This is a genomic window from Edaphobacter sp. FHG110511_03 (assembly GCF_059115365.1).
This window is the reverse complement of record NZ_JBZYWL010000001.1, coordinates 2137668-2157552: the sequence shown is the minus strand read 5'-3', so window position 1 is coordinate 2157552 and position 19885 is coordinate 2137668. Positions and strand designations below refer to the sequence as shown.

The window sequence follows — 19885 nt, the reverse complement described above, 5'->3', positions numbered from 1 at the left end:
CCAAACCGAATCGGGAATTGAGATCTAACTACTTTGGTTCCAGTCAAATATGCCTTCTGTGAGGCTTTGACTTGATAGGAGCTCCGGTACTATCCTGCCCAAAATGGCCTAGATTTGCAGATAAAATTCAGGCGGGACACGGCGGGATGGAACGATTCGGCGACGAGTTGCGAATGGAGCGCGAGAGGCGGCAGGTTACGCTCGAGACCATTTGCGCGGTCACGAAGGTCTCGGTACGTCATCTCGAGGCGCTCGAGGCAGGCAACCTCACTGAGCTTCCCGGGGGTGTCTTTCGCAAGGGGATCGTTCGCAGCTATCTGAGCGCGGTGGGGCTGGAAGAAGCGGGCTGGCTTGAACGATTCGACGCCACGCTGCGCGCTATAGGAGCCGAGGGCGAAGAGGAAGGTTGGACGGAATTTGCAGAGAATGTCCGGCGAAACCGTTCGGGCAGCGCAGGTTCGCGGCTAGATGCTCGCTGGATCGGCATCGCCGTCATGATCGGGATGCTGGTCGTGCTGAGCTGGGGCGTATGGAAGTATGTCCTCCATGGCCGGCTATTTCTCTAATCTGGCGGGTCCGAACCGCTAACTGTTGCCTGAAAACGAATTACGTTTCGATTCCCCGCAGGAATTGATTGACAATGCCCGTATAAAGATTTAACTCTCTTTTCATAAAGAAAATCATGGCAGGTAGAGCTAGCGCTTATACCTGCCAAATGTTCTTAGTAAAAAAAGAGATCGGACGGAACCCGTCTGGTCCACGGCACAACTTGAGGAGACAGTGATGACGGGATTCAGGCATGTTGCCTGTCGCGCGATGCTTATCGCGGCGGCAGTCTTGACCTTGGGCGCACAAAACAGCCGGGCGCAAAACGTTCTAGGCAGTATTAGCGGAACCGTAACGGACGCGAGTGGGGCCGCTATCAGCGGCGCCACAGTAACCCTGCTGAACTCCGATCGCAACGAGGTCGTACGGAAAGTTACAACAAACGGCAGCGGTTACTACACGGCCACCACGCTTCCCCTTGGCGGATACCAGATTACGGTCAGTTCCTCTGGCTTCGGCGACCAGGTGTTTCGAGGCATCGTGCTGCATGTCAACGATTCATTGACCATGAATGCCACACTGAAGCCTGGGGCTGTCCAGGAAGTCGTAGTTACTGCTGACACCCAGTCCATCAACACGGAGAATGCAACGCAGGCAGGCCTGATCAATGGAACGCAGGTTCGCGAGCTTGTGCTTTCAAGCCGCAACTATGAACAGCTCGTCGGCCTGCAGCCCGGTGTGGCCTATTCGGGCGCGGATCAGATCTATATCGGCAATTCGAGCCCGAACGGCGCAACAAACGTCGTCAACTTCTCGGTCAACGGCTCGCGAACCAGCGGAAACGCCTGGACCGTCGATGGAGCCGATAACGTCGATCGCGGCTCCAACGCTACTCTGCTCACGTACCCTTCGGTTGACGCTATTGCTGAGTTCAAGACGTTGCGGGGAACCTATGAGGCCGAGTTTGGACGCAGCGCCAGCGGTCAGATCAACGTCATCACGAAATCCGGAACGAACAACTTCCACGGCAGCGCCTATGAGTTCGTTCGCAACGACATCTTCAACGCGAACGATGTTCTGAACAAGCTGACCACGACTCCTACCGGCGCGACGAAACAGACAACCTCGCGTGGCCCGCTGCGTTATAACGACTTCGGCTACACGATCGGTGGCCCTGTCTGGCTGCCGAAGATCTACGATGGCCGCAAGCACGGCACCTATTTCTTCTTCTCGCAGGAGCTCCGACGCGTCATCACCTACAAACCGCTGACGCTGGCTGGCGTGCCTACCCTTGCTGAAAGAGCTGGCAATTTCACAGTGCCGGTTTGCACCGCAGCTAATACGATTCAGGCATCAGGCGCGTGCACAAACACTGGGACGACGACCGTTGCCATCACCAGCCCCTTGGCTCAGGCCTATCTGAAAGACATCTATGCAAACGTTGGACAACCCGACAACAAAGGCAATCTGGTGTCGGCACCGCAGCGCAACCTCTTCAACGGAAACCAGCAGATCGCTCGTATCGATCAACAGCTGGGCCAGAAGCTGAACGTCTTTTTCCGTTTCATCAACGACTCAATTCCGACGCAGGAGCCCGGCGGACTTTTCCAGGGCAGCGGTTACCCCGGCGTCAATACGACCAACACGAACGCTCCGGGACGAATTTATCTCGGCCACGCAACCTACGTCATCACTCCCACATTCCTGATCGATGGAGGGTACGCCTACTCTTACGGCGCGTTGCTGAGCGATCCGGTCGGCCTTGCGGCGAATGCAAATTCACCGGACATCAAGCCGACCTTGCCTTTCACCTCCACGTTGCCGCGTGTGCCAGCCTTGACATTCGTCACCTCTACTGCCGGCACCTCCATTACGACGTACGGTCCGTATCGTGATTACAACCACAATCACAATATCTTTGCGAACGTGACGAAGACGCTTGGCAATCACACGTTGAAGTTTGGCGTGACCTACAACCATTACAACAAGACTGAAAATAATGCCGGAGCTAATGCCGGCAGCTTTACTTTCTCTAATGGAAACCTGCCAAAGGGTTCGACAGCTCAGCCTTATCAACAGGCTTGGGCAAATTTCCTCACCGGCTTTGTCTCCACCTTCACGCAGGCGTCTTACGACGTAACCCCAAGCGTGACCGCGAACCAGATCGAGGGCTATGCACAGGACGACTGGAAGGTAACGCCACGGCTTACGTTGAACCTTGGCGTGCGCTACTCCCACTTCGGACAGCCCACGGATGCCAACCATCAGCTGACAACCTTCGATCCATCGCTTTACAGCGCGAGCAGCGCTCCGACGATTGACCAAAAGGGCTTGATCTGCGTGGCGGGAGCTCCGTGCACGGGTACAACGCCCAACGGAGGCGTTACCCTGCAACAGGCCATCACAAATGGTGTGAGCATCAACGGTCAGAACTCACCTTATGGTTCAAAGATCGCTGAAAACGACAACCTCAATTTCGCACCGCGTTTGGGGTTTGCTCTTGACGTCTTCGGCGATGGCAAGACCTCGCTGCGGGGCGGCTACGGAATCGCTTACGACTCCTCGCTGTTCGGAATCTACGAGCAGAACATCTTCCAGAATCCACCGTTCGTCAACACACCGACGATCTCAAACACCAGCTTCGATAATCCTGCCGCCGTCGCTGCTAATGCGAACTACAGCGCGCAGGTCATCCGGGCCACTTCACCGAAGTTCCACACGCCATATAACCAGCAGTGGTCGCTGGGTGTTCAACAGCAGATGCCCGGTGGAGTTCTCGGTGAGCTCACGTATGTCGGCAGCTCGCAGGTGCACCTGATTGGCCTGGTCGACATCAACCAAGCTCCCGTCGGAGCATGGGCTGCTGCTAACCCGGGCACTGCTCTGACAGCCGGCAACGTGGCGCTGTTGAACGGCGTTCGCCCCTTCAAGGGCTATAGCGCGATCAACTCGGTCCAGCCGATCTTCATGGGTAACTACAACTCGTTGCAGGCTTCGGCACGTAAGCAGTGGAAGCACAACACGCTTGTCGCCGCCAACTACACGTGGTCGCATGCGCTGACCAATGCCAATGCCGACCGTACGGGTGCTCCGCAGATCTCAAGCAATCCGGGGGCCGAGTACGGCCCATCAGCGGCGGATCGCAGGCACATGTTCAACTTCAACGCAGTCTATGACCTGCCGTTTTTCTACGAGCAGCATGGTCTGGTTGGACATCTTCTAGGAGGTTGGGAGGTCTCGGGCCTCGGCTACTTCAACACCGGTCTGCCTTTGAGCGTGACGACAAGCGGACTCGATCCAGCTGGAGTTGGCGTGGTCTCGACCTCTAGCGTCTCCAGCGGAAGGCCTGACCGTGTCGGCGATCCGAATCAGGGTACGCCCGGCAATCCGATTCACAACCGTCTCCACTGGTTCAACATCAACGCGTTCAGTGCTGTTCCTGCAGGCCAGATTCGTGGCGGTAACGCTCAACGGAACGTTGTACAGGGACCGGGCTGGTGGCGTGTCGATAGTGGCTTGTTCAAGAACCTGAACATCACAGAGTCGATGCACCTGCAGTTCCGCGGCGAGGCGTTCAACCTCTTCAACCACACCAACCCGGATACGATCAGTACCGGAAGCCTGATCAGCGCCAGCGGCTTTAGCTCGGCGGCGGGCAATATCACCGGCTATCGCGACAAGCGCATTCTGCAGCTCGGAGCGAAGTTCATCTTCTAAAGACTGCAAAATACTCATTTCAAAAGGCGTTCGCATCTACGCGAACGCCTTTTGTTTGCTTTTTAATACAACTCGATTCTTCCCCATTCAATGCGGGATGTTGCCATTCGCAATGAAGAGCAGGCCGATGGCTGCGCATCTTGGATGCGCTCACCCCATGACAGGTAGAATAAGAGGGTTCTATCAACCCATGGGCGCAGACCTCGATAAGGCTGCCCTGAAGGAGCTTCATTTGGCTACACGCGAGCGTTTCCTCTTTACCAGCGAATCCGTCACCGAAGGGCATCCCGACAAGATTGCCGACCAGGTCTCCGATGCCATTCTGGATGCCTGCCTAGCTCAAGACCCGTACAGCCGTGTAGCGTGCGAGACCCTGACTTGTACCGGTCTGGTCGTCATTGCCGGCGAGATCACGACCAAGGCTTACGTCGACTTCCAGAGCTTGGTACGTGGAACTATCGCCGCGATTGGCTACGATAACGCGCTCTACGGGTTCGATTCGAACACCTGCGCCGTGATCTCGACCATCAACAAGCAGTCCGGCGACATTGCCATGGGCGTTGACACGGGTGGTGCCGGTGACCAGGGCATGATGTTCGGCTATGCGACGAACGAGACTCCCGAGTTGATGCCGACCGCGATCTCTTTTGCTCACCGGCTGGCCCTGAAGCTCAGCGAGGTCCGCAAGAACGGCACCATGTCCTACCTTCGCCCCGACGGCAAGAGCCAGGTAACGGTCGAATACGATTCCAACCATAAGCCGGTTCGTGTGGACGCTATCGTCATCTCGACTCAGCATGCGGAAACCGTGGGCAACGACGAGCTGCGTGGAGACATTCTGAAGAATGTCATCCAGGCCGTCATCCCCGCCAAGCTACTCGATGAGAACACCAAATATCACATCAATCCGACGGGCCGCTTCGTTGTCGGAGGTCCTATGGGCGATACCGGCCTGACCGGACGCAAGATCATCGTCGATACCTACGGCGGCATGGGCCGTCACGGCGGAGGAGCTTTCAGCGGCAAGGATGCGACCAAGGTCGATCGGTCCGCAGCTTACATGGCACGCTACGTGGCCAAGAACATCGTCGCCGCCGGCCTCGCCGACCGTTGCGAGGTTCAGCTAGCCTACGCAATCGGTGTCGCCGAACCTGTAAGCGTACTCGTGGATACCTTTGAAACCGGAAAAGTGGAGGAGAAGAAGTTGGAGGAGCTGGTTCGCAAGAACTTCTCCCTGACGCCAAAGGGGATCATTGAGAGCCTCAACCTTCGCCGTCCGATCTTCAAGGCAACCGCAGCCTACGGCCACTTCGGCCGGAGCGGAGAGAACTTCACCTGGGAGGCGACCGATAAAGCCGCTGCACTCAAGGAACAGGCACAAGCGCTTTCCGTAGCAAAATAACACCTGTCAGAACAAGAGAAACAAGGGCGGGCCTTCATGGCTCGCCCTTTTGTTTTTCCAAAATGCCCCTATGTGCAAGGGAAGACAAGCCTAAATCTGGTCACACAACTGCACTTCATTCCATTTGCATCCGAATCAGAATCTTATGCTCATTCGATCTGAGTACGATATTCAGTTCCATCTTCCTGCGGCGCTGACGATGATCGCGATGCTTCGTTTGCATCCGTCCCTGGATGCGTCTTTGCAGGAGAGCGAGCTCCTGAAGATTGAGCACATCGATCCGCAAGCCACGAGTGAGCTGTTGGGGCATGAGTACATCGATGGATTTGGAAATCGCTGCCTCCGGTTCAGGGCCCCTGAAGGTGTTTTGCGGCTGGCAGGAAGCAACCTTGTCCGTTTGAACGGAAGCTGCGATGAAACGGATTCTGAGGCGCGTCAATATCCCGTTGAAGGACTACCGGATGAGACACTTCAGTTTCTGCTGAGCAGCCGATACTGTGAAGTCGACAGAATGTCGCAGATCGCCTATGAACTGTTCGGCTCCACGCCCGAAGGAGCGTCTCGTGCGATCGCGATTCGCGACTGGGTCCATGCCCATGTGCAGTTCGACTACATGGCCGCGCGTCCCACAAAGACAGCGCTCGATGTTTTTACCGAGCGCACCGGGGTTTGTCGCGACTTCCAGCATCTCGCGATTACGCTCACCCGCGCGATGAATATCCCTGCACGCTATGCCACGGGTTATCTCGGAGATATCCGCATTCCTTACGGCGGGCCAGGTGACTTCAGCGCATGGTATGAGGTGTATCTCGGTGGCCGGTGGTGGCCAATGGATGCACGCCACAACAGCCCTCGCATCGGCCGCTTGTTGATGGCCGTGGGCCGCGACGCTACGGACGTTGCAATCACAACCAGCTTTGGTGTCGCTCAACTCACCCATTTTTATGTTGAAAGCAATGAGGTTGACGAAGCCGGAAATAAAGTAGCTCTTCCCGCAGCTACAGTCGCTCCCACGCCGGTCGCCCCCATCCCCGAACTCATCTGACTTTGAACGAACAAAACGGAGTGTAGCGTCCATGCCGTTGAGGGAAGATACTGGCATGACGATGTCCGCAGGCAAAATCACCGATATCCTCTCCGGCAGGCAGTGGCAGCAGGTGTTGGAGCGCGATGCCCAGGCCGATGGCAAGTTCTTCTACGCCGTCCAATCGACCGGAATCGTATGCAGGCCAACCTGCCCCAGCAGAAGGCCGGTGCGAACCAACGTCCGGTTCTTCCCTACACTTGCGGCGGCGCTCGAAGCCGGCTATCGCGCCTGCCGACGCTGCCACCCGGAACGAACGACGCCGGCGCCTGATCCTCAGGCCAGAGCCGTAGCGCGGGCAGCCCGCTATCTGAAAGACCATGCGGGGGAACGGGTGACGACCAACGAACTGGCGGAAGCGGCAGGAATCAACCGGCTGACACTTCATCGCGCTTTCAAACGAATCTTTGGAATCAGCCCTTCCGAATATTCAAGACAACAACGACTGAAGACCTTCGATAAAACCTTAAGGGAGTCAACCATGCGAGTTACGGATGCAATTTACGATGCAGGCTTTGGATCAAGCAGCAGACTCTACGAAAACAGCGCAGCCCGGCTGGGCATGACACCTCGTGAGATGAGAAGTGGCGCGAATGGAATTGCGATCCGGTACACAGTGTCAGACAGTCCCCTGGGCAAGATGCTGGTGGCGGCGACGGAGAAAGGTATCTGCACGATCGCATTTGGAGAGGATCAATCTGAAGTGATCGATATTCTGCGAACACGCTTCCCTGGCGCTCATCTGACTGCGGAGGCACCAGAAGAAGGATGGCTTGCTAAAGCAGTTGATTTCATCACCGCTCAAATGGGAGAGCACCCCACGGCGGCCGCATTTCCACTCGATGTGCGCGCGACCGCATTTCAGCAGCGGGTATGGCGGGCCTTGCAGCAGATTCCGCGTGGCGAGACGCGCAGCTATTCGCAGCTCGCGGCTGAACTCGGATCTCCTGCGGCAACACGCGCGGTCGCGAGAGCCTGCGCGGCGAATCCGGTAGCGGTTCTCGTTCCTTGCCATCGCGTCATAGGAAAGGATGGCTCGCTCACCGGCTATCGCTGGGGCACAGAGCGCAAGCGAAAGCTGTTGGAGGCCGAGAAGATGGTCGCACTTTCGTCCTGAGAACCGATACAGTGGAGCGATGCCATATGAGACAGCAGACGACACCGCCATTGATGCGCATGCTCTCTACCGAAAAATTACCTGGCGGCTGATTCCGTATCTGTTTCTGCTTTACATCGTCGCCTATGTCGACCGTGTGAATGTCGGCTTCGCGGCGCTTGATATGAAGCGGCAGCTCAACTTCAGCGACACAGTATACGGAACCGGCGCGGGGATATTCTTTCTCGGATATGCTCTCTTCGATGTGCCGAGCAACCTGGTGATGCAGCGCGTGGGAACGCGTCTATGGATCGCGCGCATCATGATTACCTGGGGAGCCGTCGCAGCGTGCATGAGCTTCATTCATTCTCCGGGCTCGTTCTATATCATGCGTTTTCTGTTGGGAGTCGCGGAAGCAGGCTTCGTTCCCGGCATGCTTCTGTATCTCACGTATTGGTTCCCCTCCCACGAGCGTGCCCGCGCCGTCGCCAAGTTCATGACTGCAACATCGCTCGCGGGAGTCGTCGGGGGGCCTTTATCGAGCGCTCTGCTGCGACTCGATGGAGTGGGTGGACTGCATGGCTGGCAGTGGCTCTTTCTCGCGGAAGGAATCCCGACGGTGCTGCTCGGCTTCTCCGTGCTGTTTGTCTTGAGAGACGGCCCCGGCCAGGCCGAGTGGATGCGGCCGGAGGAGCAGCTATGGCTTGCCGATGAGCTTGAACGAGACCGCTCTCTTTATGGAGCGACGAAGCACCACAACTTCGCCGATGCCTTCCGACTCCCTGCGGTCTGGTTGATGGCGGCCATCTACGTGACGATCCAGATCGGCGTCTATACCGTAAACCTGTGGATGCCGTTAATGCTTCACAGCCTCTCAAATGGCAGCGACGATGCCAGCACGATCGCCCGCTTCGCCACTCTGCCATACCTTTTGGCCGCGATCTTCACAGTCATCCTCGGATGGAGCTCCGACCGCTGGAACGAGCGCCGAGGTCACCTTGCGGGTTGTATGGCGCTCGCCGCGGTGGGCTTTGCATGGGCCGCAATTGCAGGCAGCATCGCGCCGGCGCTTATCGCCTTCTCTCTGGCCGCCATCGGGCTGTGGAGCACGATGGGGCCGTTCTGGGCGCTGATGACCCGCACCGTCGCCGGAACCGCAGCCGCAGCCGGCGTCGCCATGATAACCACCCTGGGTGGTTTCGGAGGCTTTCTTGGCCCCTACATCACCGGACGCCTGCGCGATGCAACCCAAAGTTTTGCAGGCGGACTTTACGCTATCGGAGCACTGTGCTTCGACGCAGCGTTATTGTGCTTCTGCGTAACGAGCCAGAGACATCCACCCTTCTCCCGGGATTGATCCGCGGTCGACATGTCCTGTGACACAACATGCTTTCAGGCAGCCGATCGCTGAGCGATGATCATGAGTTCTTCTCCCTCGGCTGCCAGTCTCTGATTCTGTTCTATCGCTTTGCGTATCTCCCCAGGATGATAGGGATCAGAGAGAGTGGTCACGTTGAATCCGAAGCTAGACATATTCTTCTCAAAGAAGTTTCGGTCCAGGGCAAGCGTGTGTTTTTCATTAATGAGCGGCGTCCAGTCGACACCAAGCTCACGTGCCTGTTTGCCGCCTCCGTTCGGAACCGTAATTACCGCGATTCCGTTGGGCTTGAGTATCTTCGAGAAGAGCTCAAAGACTCCTTGGGTAGAAGGAAGGTGCTCGAGAACATGCGAGGCAAAGATACCGTCGACCGACTGCGGTGGAAGATCGTTCAGGGCGTTAAGATCGTCGATGATTTTTACACCAAGCTGATCCCGGCCAAGCGCCGCGCGCGGACGAGATATTTCGAAGCCGAAGGCGTCGTATCCTGTGTTCAGCAACTGGTAGATGCCATATCCCCATGAACAGCCGAAATCGAGAACGCGCCCATTGGGAAGAAGTTCCTTCAGTACCGCTATCTGCAAGGCGAAGTTCTTTGGAGAACTGGTAAAATTATCTGAGATAAACTGATTCAGCGTGGCCGGATCAGGAATATCCGTCGTATAGCCGGACTCCTGGTAGGCATGCTGATAGAATTTTTCAGCGAAACCCGCTGTCTCCTTCGGCCAGCGAAACCTCAAGCCGCAGCCCTGACAAGTTCTCAGATGAAGAATGACACGTTTCCTCTGGGTAAGTTCTGTACGTTTCGATCCGCAAAAAGGACAGTTCTTATCAGACGCGTAATTGAGAAGAACACGAAAAGCAAAATTAATTTGTCGCATATTTATCCCGGGTTAGAGTCTTCGCAACGGCAGAAGCAAGGGCTTTCATTGATGAAGACTGCAGAGATTGATACCCTAAGGACGGTCTTTTCGTGCCGCCATTGTAGCAAAGAGACGAAACCCCGCATTTAGAAATTGAGGTTATTCATGTCAACAGCAACTCTAGAGACCCTCGCCTACAAGGTCGCCGACCTGTCACTGGCCGACTTCGGACGTAAAGAGATCGATATCGCCGAACAGGAGATGCCTGGCCTGATGTCGATCCGCAACAAGTACGCGCCTGCGAAACCCCTGGCAGGCGTACGCGTCACCGGATCGCTGCATATGACGATCCAGACAGCCGTATTGATCGAGACGATGGTCGCCCTCGGGGCCGATGTCCGCTGGGCCAGCTGCAATATCTTTTCCACGCAGGACCACGCTGCTGCTGCCATCGCCGCCGCAGGCGTTCCTGTCTTCGCCTGGAAGGGCGAGACCCTCGAAGAATACTGGTGGTGCACCGATCAGGCCCTCCGCCACAAGGGTGGCCTTGGCCCCCAGATCGTCATCGACGATGGCGGAGACGTTACGCTGCTGATCCACAAAGGTGTCGACCTCGAGAAGGGCGATGGCTGGGTCAATACTCCTTCCGGAAATCAAGAAGAACAGGTCATCAAGGATCTCCTCAAGAAGATCCATGCCGAAGATGCCACTTACTTCCAGAAGATGGCCAAGGAATGGAAGGGCGTTGCCGAGGAGACCACCACTGGCGTTCACCGCCTCTACAAGATGATGGAGCAGGGCAAGCTGCTTGTTCCCGCCATCAACGTCAACGACTCCGTTACCAAGTCCAAGTTCGATAATCTCTACGGCTGCCGCGAATCCCTCGTTGACGGCATCAAGCGCGCTACAGACGTCATGGTTGCAGGCAAGACAGCCGTCATCTGCGGCTACGGCGACGTTGGCAAGGGCTCTGCGGCTTCGCTGCGCGGCCTGGGCGCACGCGTCATCGTTACAGAGATCGACCCCATCAACGCGCTGCAGGCTGCTATGGAGGGCTACGAAGTCACCACGATCGAAGAGACCCTGGGTCGCGGCGACATCTACGTCACTTGCACCGGCAATCTCGACATCATCACCTTCGAGCACATGCAGCAGATGAAGGATCAGGCGATCGTCTGCAACATCGGCCACTTTGACAACGAGATTCAGATGGACCAGCTCAACAGCGCCAAGGGAGTCACCCGGCTCAACATCAAGCCGCAGGTCGACAAGTACACCTTCCCCTCTGGAAACAGCATCTTCGTGCTGGCTGAGGGCCGTCTGGTCAACCTGGGCTGCGCCACCGGCCATCCCAGCTTCGTCATGTCCAACAGCTTCTCCAACCAGACGCTTGCGGCTCTCGACCTCTGGAAGAACAAGGACACCTACAAGGTGGGTGTCTATATCCTTCCCAAGAAGCTCGACGAAGAAGTCGCCCGTCTCCACCTCGAAAAGATCGGCGTCAAGCTGACGACGCTCTCGACGAAGCAGGCGGATTACCTGGGCGTCGCTGTCGAAGGCCCATACAAATCCGAACAGTATCGCTACTGATTACATCTTTACCTTCTGTAGAAAAGGCCGCCAATCAAACTTGGCGGCCTTTCCTTTCATCGCATGGATTCGGTGGAGTCAGAGGCTGTCTGCGGAGTGTAGTCCGGAGCAATAATCACCTGCAGGTCCGGATCCTTAGATTTGTGGTGATCAATCAGCACGATCGTGCTCGCCGAACCACTCGCATACGCAACCTGCGCTCCAGCATAGGTCGCATCCGCGTCGTCGATCGGAACCGTCCCTGCTGGTTCCATGACCAGCGTATAGGTTCCCGCTGGAAGATCCAGATAACCGGTGTTACCGCCAAAACTACTGTTCATCACCGCTGGTTTCACGTCGGCAATCTTTTGTCCCGCGGGAATAAGGTAGACATCGACAGGACCGGTGACTGTAGCCTGATTAACCACTCGTAGAGCGGTTCGTCCTGGCGGAGCGGGTTTGTTTTGATCCTTCAACGTCATTTGCTGCAAGCTGGCAGAAGAGCTTCCAATCAGCACGGTATATTGCCCCGCGGTTGCAAGGGTCACTTTAGAAGAAGCGAGAGCCTGCCTAGTGCCGGACATCGTCGCCGTCGTTGTGTAGGCTCCGGGATCGACAGCTACATACGACGTAATGGTCCCAAAAGCGAGCCGGTAAGCGATTGCCGACGAGTTCTGGTACACGTCCATCTCCGGAGCATCCGGGGAGACGTCGACGATACGTACCTGGGATCGACTCGGGCTGAAGAGCATCCCCTGGCATCCGGACAACATAACGACACACATCGTCGCAGCGATCCAGCAGAACGCTTTTCTGGTGAAAGAATGGAGCGACAAAAGCTGTAGGACTGTGTTGAGCATCTTAAGTCGGGGACTCAATATGAACCACTCTAAACGATCTGTGTGGGTGAAGCGACGGAGAATGCTTCTTCGCATTACTGCTTTAGCGGCATTAATCGCTGCCTCCGGAGGACTCTTCTCCGCTCTTGCCCAGACAAATCCTGCTCCTGCATCGGATGATGTCGTTCAGTCGCCGGTAGAAACTCCATCCCCGATTTCTCCTCCCTCTCCGGTTGCAGTCCCCCCTCCCGGGTCTACGGCCCCTCCCTCTCTTCCAGCCGGTCCACGTGTTGAAGCGATTGTCAGCATGCGTGACAAACAGATAAAGAGTGTAGCCGCAGTTGCTGCGCACAAACAGAATTATGAATTCACGCTGAAAGACTCCGAGTGGCTCGACACAGGTGTGGTAGTCGCCGCCGGAGAGCTTGCGAACTTCACCGCCAGCGGAGATATCACCATGGCAGATGCGCGCAAGGCTACGCCCGATGGGGTTGATCGCGGCTGGAAAGATCTGCTTCGGCAGTTCCCTCTGAATCAGGCCAAAGTAGGCGCTGTCATCGGCAGAGTCAGCGACATGGGCGCTTCTGTCCCTTTCTCTGTCGGCTCTTCCGGCAAGGTGCCCATGCCGACCACGGGCGAGCTATACCTACGCGTTAACGTAAGCAGCGATCTCACGTTTACCGGTAGCTACCAGGTCAAGGTGAAGTTCGCAGCTGCGCCGAAGACCGCTGCCCGCTCCGTCTCTGTAGCTCCTATCAGCTCCGTGATCACCCCGGTTGTATTTGCTGACATTCCGCGACGAGTCTCCGATGTGGCGTCCGGTGAGGGCGATCCTGGCGACATGGTTAACTTCGCCATTGTCGGGACGAAAGTACAGGTTGAGGCCGCCTTCAAGGCTGCTGGCTGGACCGCTGTCGACAAATCTGTCCAGGAGGCGATCCTCAATGGGCTGCTGAAGACGCTCAGCCACGAGGCGTACACCGAGATGCCTATGAGCACGCTTTACCTCTTCGGGCGCCCGCAGGACATGTCGTTCGCCCGCGCCGATCCCCTGCTGGTTGCCGCCGAGCGGCATCATCTTCGCGTATGGCAGACGGATAAGACCGTCGGCGGACGCCTTCTGTGGGTTGGTTCCGCTACGCATGACATCGGCTTCGAGAAGGATCAGAGAACTGGAGGCGTCACTCACAAGATCGACCCGGAGATCGACAAGGAGCGCGACTATCTTTTGCAGAGCTTTGACGCCGCAGGAGTCTTCTCGAGCGCAGCTTACGTGACGCCCACCGATCCTCTCCTCGATGCCAGGACGGCCACTGGCGGAAGTTTTCAATCGGACGGTCGCATTCTGACCATGGAGTTGAAATAGCCTACACTTCACTCCCGTGGGCTAATGGATCCTGCAAATCAGCAGCGTCATGTCATCGTGCTGGGGAGCGCTGGCTGTAAAGCCGTCCGCTGCGCTCAAAATGCATTCGATCAACTGTTGTGCCGTTGCGGTGCATTCCGGCTGGTCCAACAGAGTCCGGGCTGCCGCAATCATTCTATCTTCGCCCCATTCTTCTTCAGCGCCATTCATTGCCTCTGAAATCCCATCGGTGAATGCGATCAACACATCGCCCGATCGAAGTAACAGGCTTGCCTTGGTGTAGAAGACCTCCGGTAGAAGACCGATGACGGTACCGGTCGCCTCGAGCGCGATCTGCTCCCTACCGCGAACCAGAATCGGAGGATTGTGCCCGGCATTGACATAGTTCAGAACTCGGGTCAGAGGATCGAATTCAGCATAGAAGAATGTGGCATACCGATTGGTCGTGGAAGATTCGTACACCAGCCGATTGACATGCCTCATCAGCGTCACAAGGTCCCCCGGCTGCAGTTGCGCGGCGCTGCGCAGACTAGCGCGAAGACTGGCCATTAACAAGGCCGCCGAGATGCCTTTGCCCGAGATATCGCCCAGTGCAAGCGCCAGGCGCGGCCCCTCGGCAGACTCAAGCGAGCGCGGTGGCAGAGCGAAGTAGTCGTAATAGTCGCCTCCAACAATCTGGGCAGGACGGCAGGAGCCTGCCATATCGGTATCGCTGATCTCGGGGCGAGTCTGAGGAAAGAGTCTCTCCTGCACCTCGCGGGCGATCTCGATCTCGCGCGAGACACGCTCCCGCTGCGCAATCTCGCTGGAGAGATTCTCAAAGAGCTCTGCGTTCTCAAGCGCGAGCCCTGCCTGTGTCGCGACAGACTGCAGCAGTTGCCGGTCGGTGCGGGAATACGGCTCTTCAGATCGCTTCGGTCCCAGCGCGATCACACCCGCCAGCCGGTTACGGCCCGGCAGTGGAACCAGAAGCTCGGCGGAGAGATCATTCAACGCGCTGCGCTCCGCATCGGTCGCATCCACGAGCCAGCTCGATGGATCGTCGCGATAGACCATGGCTGGCACGCGTCCATGCGCAAGGTTGGTGATCGTCGCAGAGCTTGCCGCCAAGGCGAACGAACCGAATACCGGCGACATCATCGGAGTCGCCGGTATTCCAGTTGCGAGCTGCAGACGATAACTGTCTCCCGAACGCAGAAAAACCGCAATCCGCTCGATGTGAAGCGTATCGCCAATCCGTTGCGTGATCACATTCAAGAGCGGGGTGATCTCGGTGAAGTTGCGTGCCTCCTCCGACAGCTCCGAGAGAATCTGCTCCGCCGAGTAGGCCTCGCGGAAGAAGCGCTGATCGATCCTCTGCTGCAGCCGCTTTGAAAAGATGAAACGAAAGGAAAAGAAGAGGGCGATCATGCCTAAAATGCGCACGGTATCCAGGGGACGGCGGTGAGCGGCGCTTGAGAAGTAGAGACTAAGCCTGTAGGACATCCAGATAGCGAGCAGGACGCCAAGGATGAAGACGGACTGGGTAGCGAAAAAATACTTGGTTCCCTGACGGATGAGAATGCGAAGGTCTAAGGCGCGCTGAACGACGACAACATACGCAAGTGAAAAGGGAAAGAAAAGCAGAATGGCGAGAACAGGAACCATGATCCAGTTACTGATTCCCTGGCCGAAGTCGGTTCTGCGAATGAGGGAGATAACGAGGACGACGAAGAAGGGGCTGAGGCCGATAACGGACCCGAAGTAGAGAATGCGAAGCCGACGGCGTGCATCGCCGGTGCTCTGAGCGAGCTTGGGCGCCAGACTGACGAAGAAATAAGAGATCGCCAACGCAGCCAAAACGTTCTCTACTATCACGATCCGGTAGAACCACGGATCCAGCCATGTCGAAGCGGCGTAGTTGTAGCCATGCCCGTAGATGTAAAGAAGATCCGCGGGAAGAAGAAGAAGAATCGGAATCGCGATAAGCCATTTGATCCAGGGAAAACGGATATCGATGGAGGATCGCTCGGGGAAATAAATCCCGAAAGCCATAAGACAAAGGGGCATCGCTGTCTGAGCAAGGTCGCTCCAGACCTGCGCAACGAACCTGAAAGGACTATAGATCTGTGCGGCGTTGATGAAGAGTGGATCGAAGAAACTAAGAATTCCAAGGATGAGCCAAGCGTGCGGATTTCGCGGGCGCGCAAAGACTGCGTAGATCCCTATAAGCAGGCAGAGCAGAGCCATGAGGAGAAATGTAAAATGCAAAATCCAGGCAACTGGCGAGGCTGGAGCATTGCGTTCCGCATGCAGAAGGATCGTAACCGTGGCGGGTGGGAACTCACCGCGCCGATAGAGAATCGTCAACGGCTGGCCGGGCAGGCTGTGACGCACTTCTTCCAGAAGAACGATGCCGCCCGTATAAGGACGGCTGTTGACGGCGAGAACGGTATCGCCGTTGCGGAGCCCGGCCTTGATGCTCTCTGGCGTCGCCTGGGCGACGAGAGGTCCGCGATAGCTGTCATCGAAGGGAAGCCTGGCGCGGGTACGGCCATGAGCTAGGCTCTGATAGTTGTTTTTTACTCCCAGGTAGACGTGCGTGAGGGAGAGTACCGCCACGAGTGCGAGAAGAGCGTACTGGAGACGAGCGGATCGCTGCAGCATAAAGGGCAGAAAGATGGGCTGGCCGCATAGTAGCAGCCAACCCATGGGTTACGAAACAAGAGGTTTTACCTATTTTTTCGGCTTGCTCGCAATGATCGAGTCCTTGATCTTGTTGTAGACGTTCTCAGGCAGAACGCCCCGCGAGACCAGTTGGTTCTTTGCCGTGTACGGCCTGCCGTCGATGATTCGTTTGGAGTAAGCGTCTCCAATGCCCGGGAAGGCCTTCAACTGGTCGGCTGTCGCGGTATTGATGTCGAGCTTGTCAGCAGCCGTTGCCGCGGCTGCAGGTTTGGCGGTCGACTTCTGCGCAGTCATTGAAAACGGCAGCGCCAACAGAAGAGAGGCGGCGAGGAGAGTATTTCTGAAAATACGCATGACTGTAAGGACTCCTGATAAAGGATGACAGCAGTTCCCCGGGAAGACTACGAAAGTCAACGGTCGCCGTCAATGATCATCTCTGGTGCGTGTAACCGGGTCATAAGAATGTATTTCCCTCTTCTGAGTTTCCGGTTGACAGGCGCCGCCCCTAAGAACAGGTCTCTCTCATAATCAGCTGTTTATTTTTATAAGTAAATATATATCTTCATAAGAAGAAATTTATGATGATGCCCTTCCCCGCAATTTCGCGAGCCACGTTGCCGGGGTTGCAGGTTGACTTCCTGCGACGTCAACGCTACTCTGAAAATGCGATGCGTTCGCTGAACCTCCATCACGGACATCATCACCATCATCATGCGCAGAGCGTGTTGGCGGCTATGTCCGGTGTGGCGAAGTAGCGAAACTCAAGACCACAGGATTCTGAAAGGCCCGCTCAACGCGCACTCCGCGAGCGGGCCTTTTTATGTGTAACGACAAACGGGAGATTTCGAGATGGCTGAAGCAGTAAAGATTGACTTTGCCAAGATGGATGGCCTGGTGCCAGGCATCGTACAGGACTGGAAGACAGGCGAGATGCTCATGCTCGGCTTCCTCAACGAGACCAGCTATCAGAAGACGCTGGAGACAGGCTTCGTCACCTTCTGGAGCCGCACTCGTAGCAAGCTGTGGATGAAGGGCGAGACCAGCGGAAATCGCCTGCGCGTCGTCGAAGCCTCTACCGACTGCGACAACGATGCCCTGCTCTTCCGCGTCGAGGTCGAAGGCGACGGCCTGGTGTGCCACGAAGGAACCGTAAGCTGCTTCACGAAAAAGATCGAAACGGAGACGAAGTAAATGAGTGATGCTCAGAAAAAGCTGAGACTCGGTATTCCCAAGGGCAGCCTGCAGGACGCTACCATCGCGCTGTTTCAACGGGCAGGCTGGCAGATCTTCGCCAATGGCCGCAGCTACTTCCCCGGAATCGACGATGCGCAGATCGAGTGCATGCTCGTTCGCGCACAGGAGATGGCGCGCTACGTCGAACACGGCGCGCTCGATGCCGGCCTGACCGGCAACGATTGGGTACTAGAGAACCAGCACGACGTCGAATACGTCACCAGCCTCACCTACTCCAAGCAGAGCCGCCAGAAGGTGAAGTGGGTGCTCGCCGTGCCGGAAGACTCTCCCTTCCAGAAGCCCGAGGACCTTGCCGGAAAGATCATCGCCACCGAGCTGGTTGAGTTCACCAAGCGGTACTTCGCCTCCAAAAACATCCCCGTCAAGGTCGAATTCAGCTGGGGCGCCACCGAGGTGAAACCTCCCACGCTCGCCGACGCCATCGTCGAGGTGACTGAGACCGGAAGCTCACTTCGTGCAAATCGCCTGCGCATCATCGAAACCTTGATGGAGAGCGAAACACAGCTGATCGCGAACAAGGAATCTTATAAGGATGACTGGAAGCGCGCGAAGATCAACAACATCTCCCTGATGCTGAACGCCGCCATCGCGGCACAAGGCCGAGTGGGTCTGATGCTCAACGCGCGCAAGGCCGATTTGCGCGAGGTGATCGGCGTGTTGCCCGCGCTCAACTCCCCCACCGTCTCACAGCTCAGCGATGCAGAATGGGTCGCGCTCAACACGATTCTCGATGAGACCGAGGTTCGCGAGGTGATCCCGAAGCTCAAGGCTGCCGGAGCTACCGGCATCGTCGAGTATCCGCTCAGCAAGGTTGTTCTGTAGCACGATAGGGGAACTCTGCAGATGAAGCTGGTAAAAACGTATGGCCGAACCGCAAAGACCGCTGCCGCGCTGATCGCTTCCATCGAGCGACGCGGCGCGGTCAGCACGGCAAAGGTCGAGCCTGTCGTGCGCCGCATTCTCGCGGATGTTCGCAAAGGCGGCGACGCATCCCTGAAGAAATACGCTGCAAAGTTTGACGGCCTGGCAAAGAGCCAGACGTTACGGGTTAGACGTGAAGAAATGCAGGCCGCATGGGAATCCACTGCTCCCGAGCTGCAGGCCGCGATGATGATTGCACGCGGCAACATCCTTGCCTTCGCTGAAGCCCAGTTCCCCAAAGAGTGGAGCCTCGACGCAGCCGACGGCGTGAAGACCGGCCAGATCGTGCGCCCACTTGGTAGTGTTGGCTGCTATGTGCCTGGGGGCCGCTATCCGCTTCCCTCCACGTTGCTGATGACCGTAACTCCAGCCCAGGTCGCTGGCGTCGAGCGCATCGTAGTCTGTTCGCCCAAGCCCGCGCGCGAGACCCTCGCCGCCGCATGGCTGGCCGGGGTTACCGAGTTCTACCGCATCGGCGGAGCCCAGGCCATCGCCGCCCTCGCGTACGGCACCGCGTCGATTCAGCCAGTGGACAAGATCGTCGGCCCCGGCAATCTCTTCGTCACGGCCGCAAAGACGATCGTATCCTCCGAGTGTGGCATCGACATGCCAGCGGGCCCCACGGAGATCGTCGTCACCAGCGAGCGCGGTTCTGCCACAGGCATTGCCGCCGACCTGGTCGCGCAGGCCGAACACGACCCTGAAACGCTCGCCGTCCTGATCACCAGCAACGAAGCCCTGGCAAAAGCTGTAGCCCTTGAAGCAAAGGCCCTGGCAAAGGGAAATAAGATCGCCCGCCAGTCTCTTTCAACACAGGGCGCCATATTTGTAACGGAATCCGTTACCGAAGCGAGAGAGCTTACCAATCGCCTCGCCCCGGAGCATCTCACCGTCGATTCCGCCACCGACCTTAAGTGGGTCTCAAACGCGGGCAGTGTCTTTGTAGGCGACTATGCCCCGCAGTCGATGGGCGACTACATCTCCGGCCCAAACCATGTTCTCCCCACGGGTCGCGTCGGCCGCGTACGTGGGGGCTTAAGCGTTCTCGACTTCGTCAAGATCATCACCGTACAGGAATACACTCGCAAAGGACTCGGGAAGCTGGGTCCACATGCCATCGCGCTAGCTACTGCCGAAGGCTTGACCGGCCATGCCGAAAGCGTGCGTATAAGGATGAGATAAC

The 19885-nt window shown here is 57.0% G+C and carries 16 protein-coding genes; 12 read left to right on the top strand and 4 right to left on the bottom strand.

Annotated features, from left to right (window positions below):
• Nucleotides 1–146 precede the first annotated feature (146 nt).
• From AC5S26_RS08800 to AC5S26_RS08775, 6 genes are all read left to right on the top strand, one after another.
• Nucleotides 147–566, top strand: coding sequence for a helix-turn-helix domain-containing protein (locus AC5S26_RS08800; protein WP_494184473.1), 420 nt, complete (start codon nt 147–149; stop codon nt 564–566).
• 217 nt (nt 567–783) lie between these two features.
• Nucleotides 784–4263, top strand: coding sequence for a carboxypeptidase-like regulatory domain-containing protein (locus AC5S26_RS08795; protein ID WP_494184472.1), 3480 nt, complete (start codon nt 784–786; stop codon nt 4261–4263).
• A 232-nt stretch (nt 4264–4495) separates the two neighbouring features.
• On the top strand, nt 4496–5665 hold the full coding sequence (gene metK, locus AC5S26_RS08790) for a methionine adenosyltransferase (protein ID WP_494184627.1): 1170 nt from the start codon (nt 4496–4498) through the stop codon (nt 5663–5665).
• Nucleotides 5666–5810: 145 nt separating this feature from the next.
• Nucleotides 5811–6710, top strand: a complete 900-nt coding sequence (locus tag AC5S26_RS08785; RefSeq protein ID WP_494184471.1) for a transglutaminase-like domain-containing protein — start codon at nt 5811–5813, stop codon at nt 6708–6710.
• Nucleotides 6711–6741: 31 nt separating this feature from the next.
• Entirely contained in the window at nt 6742–7866 is a 1125-nt protein-coding gene (gene ada / locus AC5S26_RS08780) for a bifunctional DNA-binding transcriptional regulator/O6-methylguanine-DNA methyltransferase Ada (RefSeq protein ID WP_494184470.1), read from the top strand.
• Between the two features lie 19 nt (nt 7867–7885).
• Nucleotides 7886–9202: an MFS transporter gene (locus tag AC5S26_RS08775; protein ID WP_494184469.1), complete on the top strand. Its 1317-nt coding sequence runs from the start codon at nt 7886–7888 to the stop codon at nt 9200–9202.
• Between the two features lie 35 nt (nt 9203–9237).
• Here AC5S26_RS08775 and AC5S26_RS08770 read toward each other — a convergent pair whose 3' ends face one another.
• A complete protein-coding gene (locus AC5S26_RS08770; protein WP_494184468.1) occupies nt 9238–9963 on the bottom strand; it encodes a class I SAM-dependent methyltransferase in 726 nt (241 codons plus the stop codon).
• Nucleotides 9964–10251: 288 nt separating this feature from the next.
• On the opposite strand from AC5S26_RS08770, the gene ahcY reads away from it, so the two are divergent.
• Nucleotides 10252–11676, top strand: coding sequence for an adenosylhomocysteinase (gene ahcY, locus AC5S26_RS08765; RefSeq protein WP_494184467.1), 1425 nt, complete (start codon nt 10252–10254; stop codon nt 11674–11676).
• 56 nt (nt 11677–11732) lie between these two features.
• On the opposite strand, the gene AC5S26_RS08760 is transcribed toward ahcY, so the two are convergent.
• Nucleotides 11733–12407 (bottom strand): DUF4397 domain-containing protein, encoded by a 675-nt coding sequence (locus AC5S26_RS08760; protein WP_494184466.1) that lies wholly within the window; start codon nt 12405–12407, stop codon nt 11733–11735.
• 169 nt (nt 12408–12576) lie between these two features.
• On the opposite strand from AC5S26_RS08760, the gene AC5S26_RS08755 reads away from it, so the two are divergent.
• Nucleotides 12577–13860 (top strand): LssY C-terminal domain-containing protein, encoded by a 1284-nt coding sequence (locus tag AC5S26_RS08755; RefSeq protein ID WP_494184465.1) that lies wholly within the window; start codon nt 12577–12579, stop codon nt 13858–13860.
• A gap of 21 nt (nt 13861–13881) precedes the next feature.
• Here AC5S26_RS08755 and AC5S26_RS08750 read toward each other — a convergent pair whose 3' ends face one another.
• Nucleotides 13882–16551 (bottom strand): PP2C family protein-serine/threonine phosphatase, encoded by a 2670-nt coding sequence (locus AC5S26_RS08750; RefSeq protein WP_494184464.1) that lies wholly within the window; start codon nt 16549–16551, stop codon nt 13882–13884.
• Between the two features lie 24 nt (nt 16552–16575).
• Entirely contained in the window at nt 16576–16881 is a 306-nt protein-coding gene (locus AC5S26_RS08745) for a ComEA family DNA-binding protein (protein WP_494184463.1), read from the bottom strand.
• A gap of 224 nt (nt 16882–17105) precedes the next feature.
• On the opposite strand from AC5S26_RS08745, the gene AC5S26_RS08740 reads away from it, so the two are divergent.
• The 4 genes from AC5S26_RS08740 to hisD all read left to right on the top strand — a co-directional run bounded on the left by AC5S26_RS08740 (nt 17106) and on the right by hisD (nt 19884).
• On the top strand, nt 17106–17282 hold the full coding sequence (locus tag AC5S26_RS08740; protein ID WP_494184462.1) for a hypothetical protein: 177 nt from the start codon (nt 17106–17108) through the stop codon (nt 17280–17282).
• Nucleotides 17283–17376: 94 nt separating this feature from the next.
• Nucleotides 17377–17718, top strand: a complete 342-nt coding sequence (gene hisI, locus AC5S26_RS08735) for a phosphoribosyl-AMP cyclohydrolase (RefSeq protein WP_494184461.1) — start codon at nt 17377–17379, stop codon at nt 17716–17718.
• On the top strand, nt 17719–18603 hold the full coding sequence (hisG, locus tag AC5S26_RS08730; protein WP_494184460.1) for an ATP phosphoribosyltransferase: 885 nt from the start codon (nt 17719–17721) through the stop codon (nt 18601–18603).
• 21 nt (nt 18604–18624) lie between these two features.
• Complete coding sequence (hisD, locus tag AC5S26_RS08725; RefSeq protein WP_494184459.1) at nt 18625–19884, top strand: histidinol dehydrogenase; 1260 nt, start codon at nt 18625–18627, stop codon at nt 19882–19884.
• Nucleotide 19885: the final 1 nt, after the last annotated feature.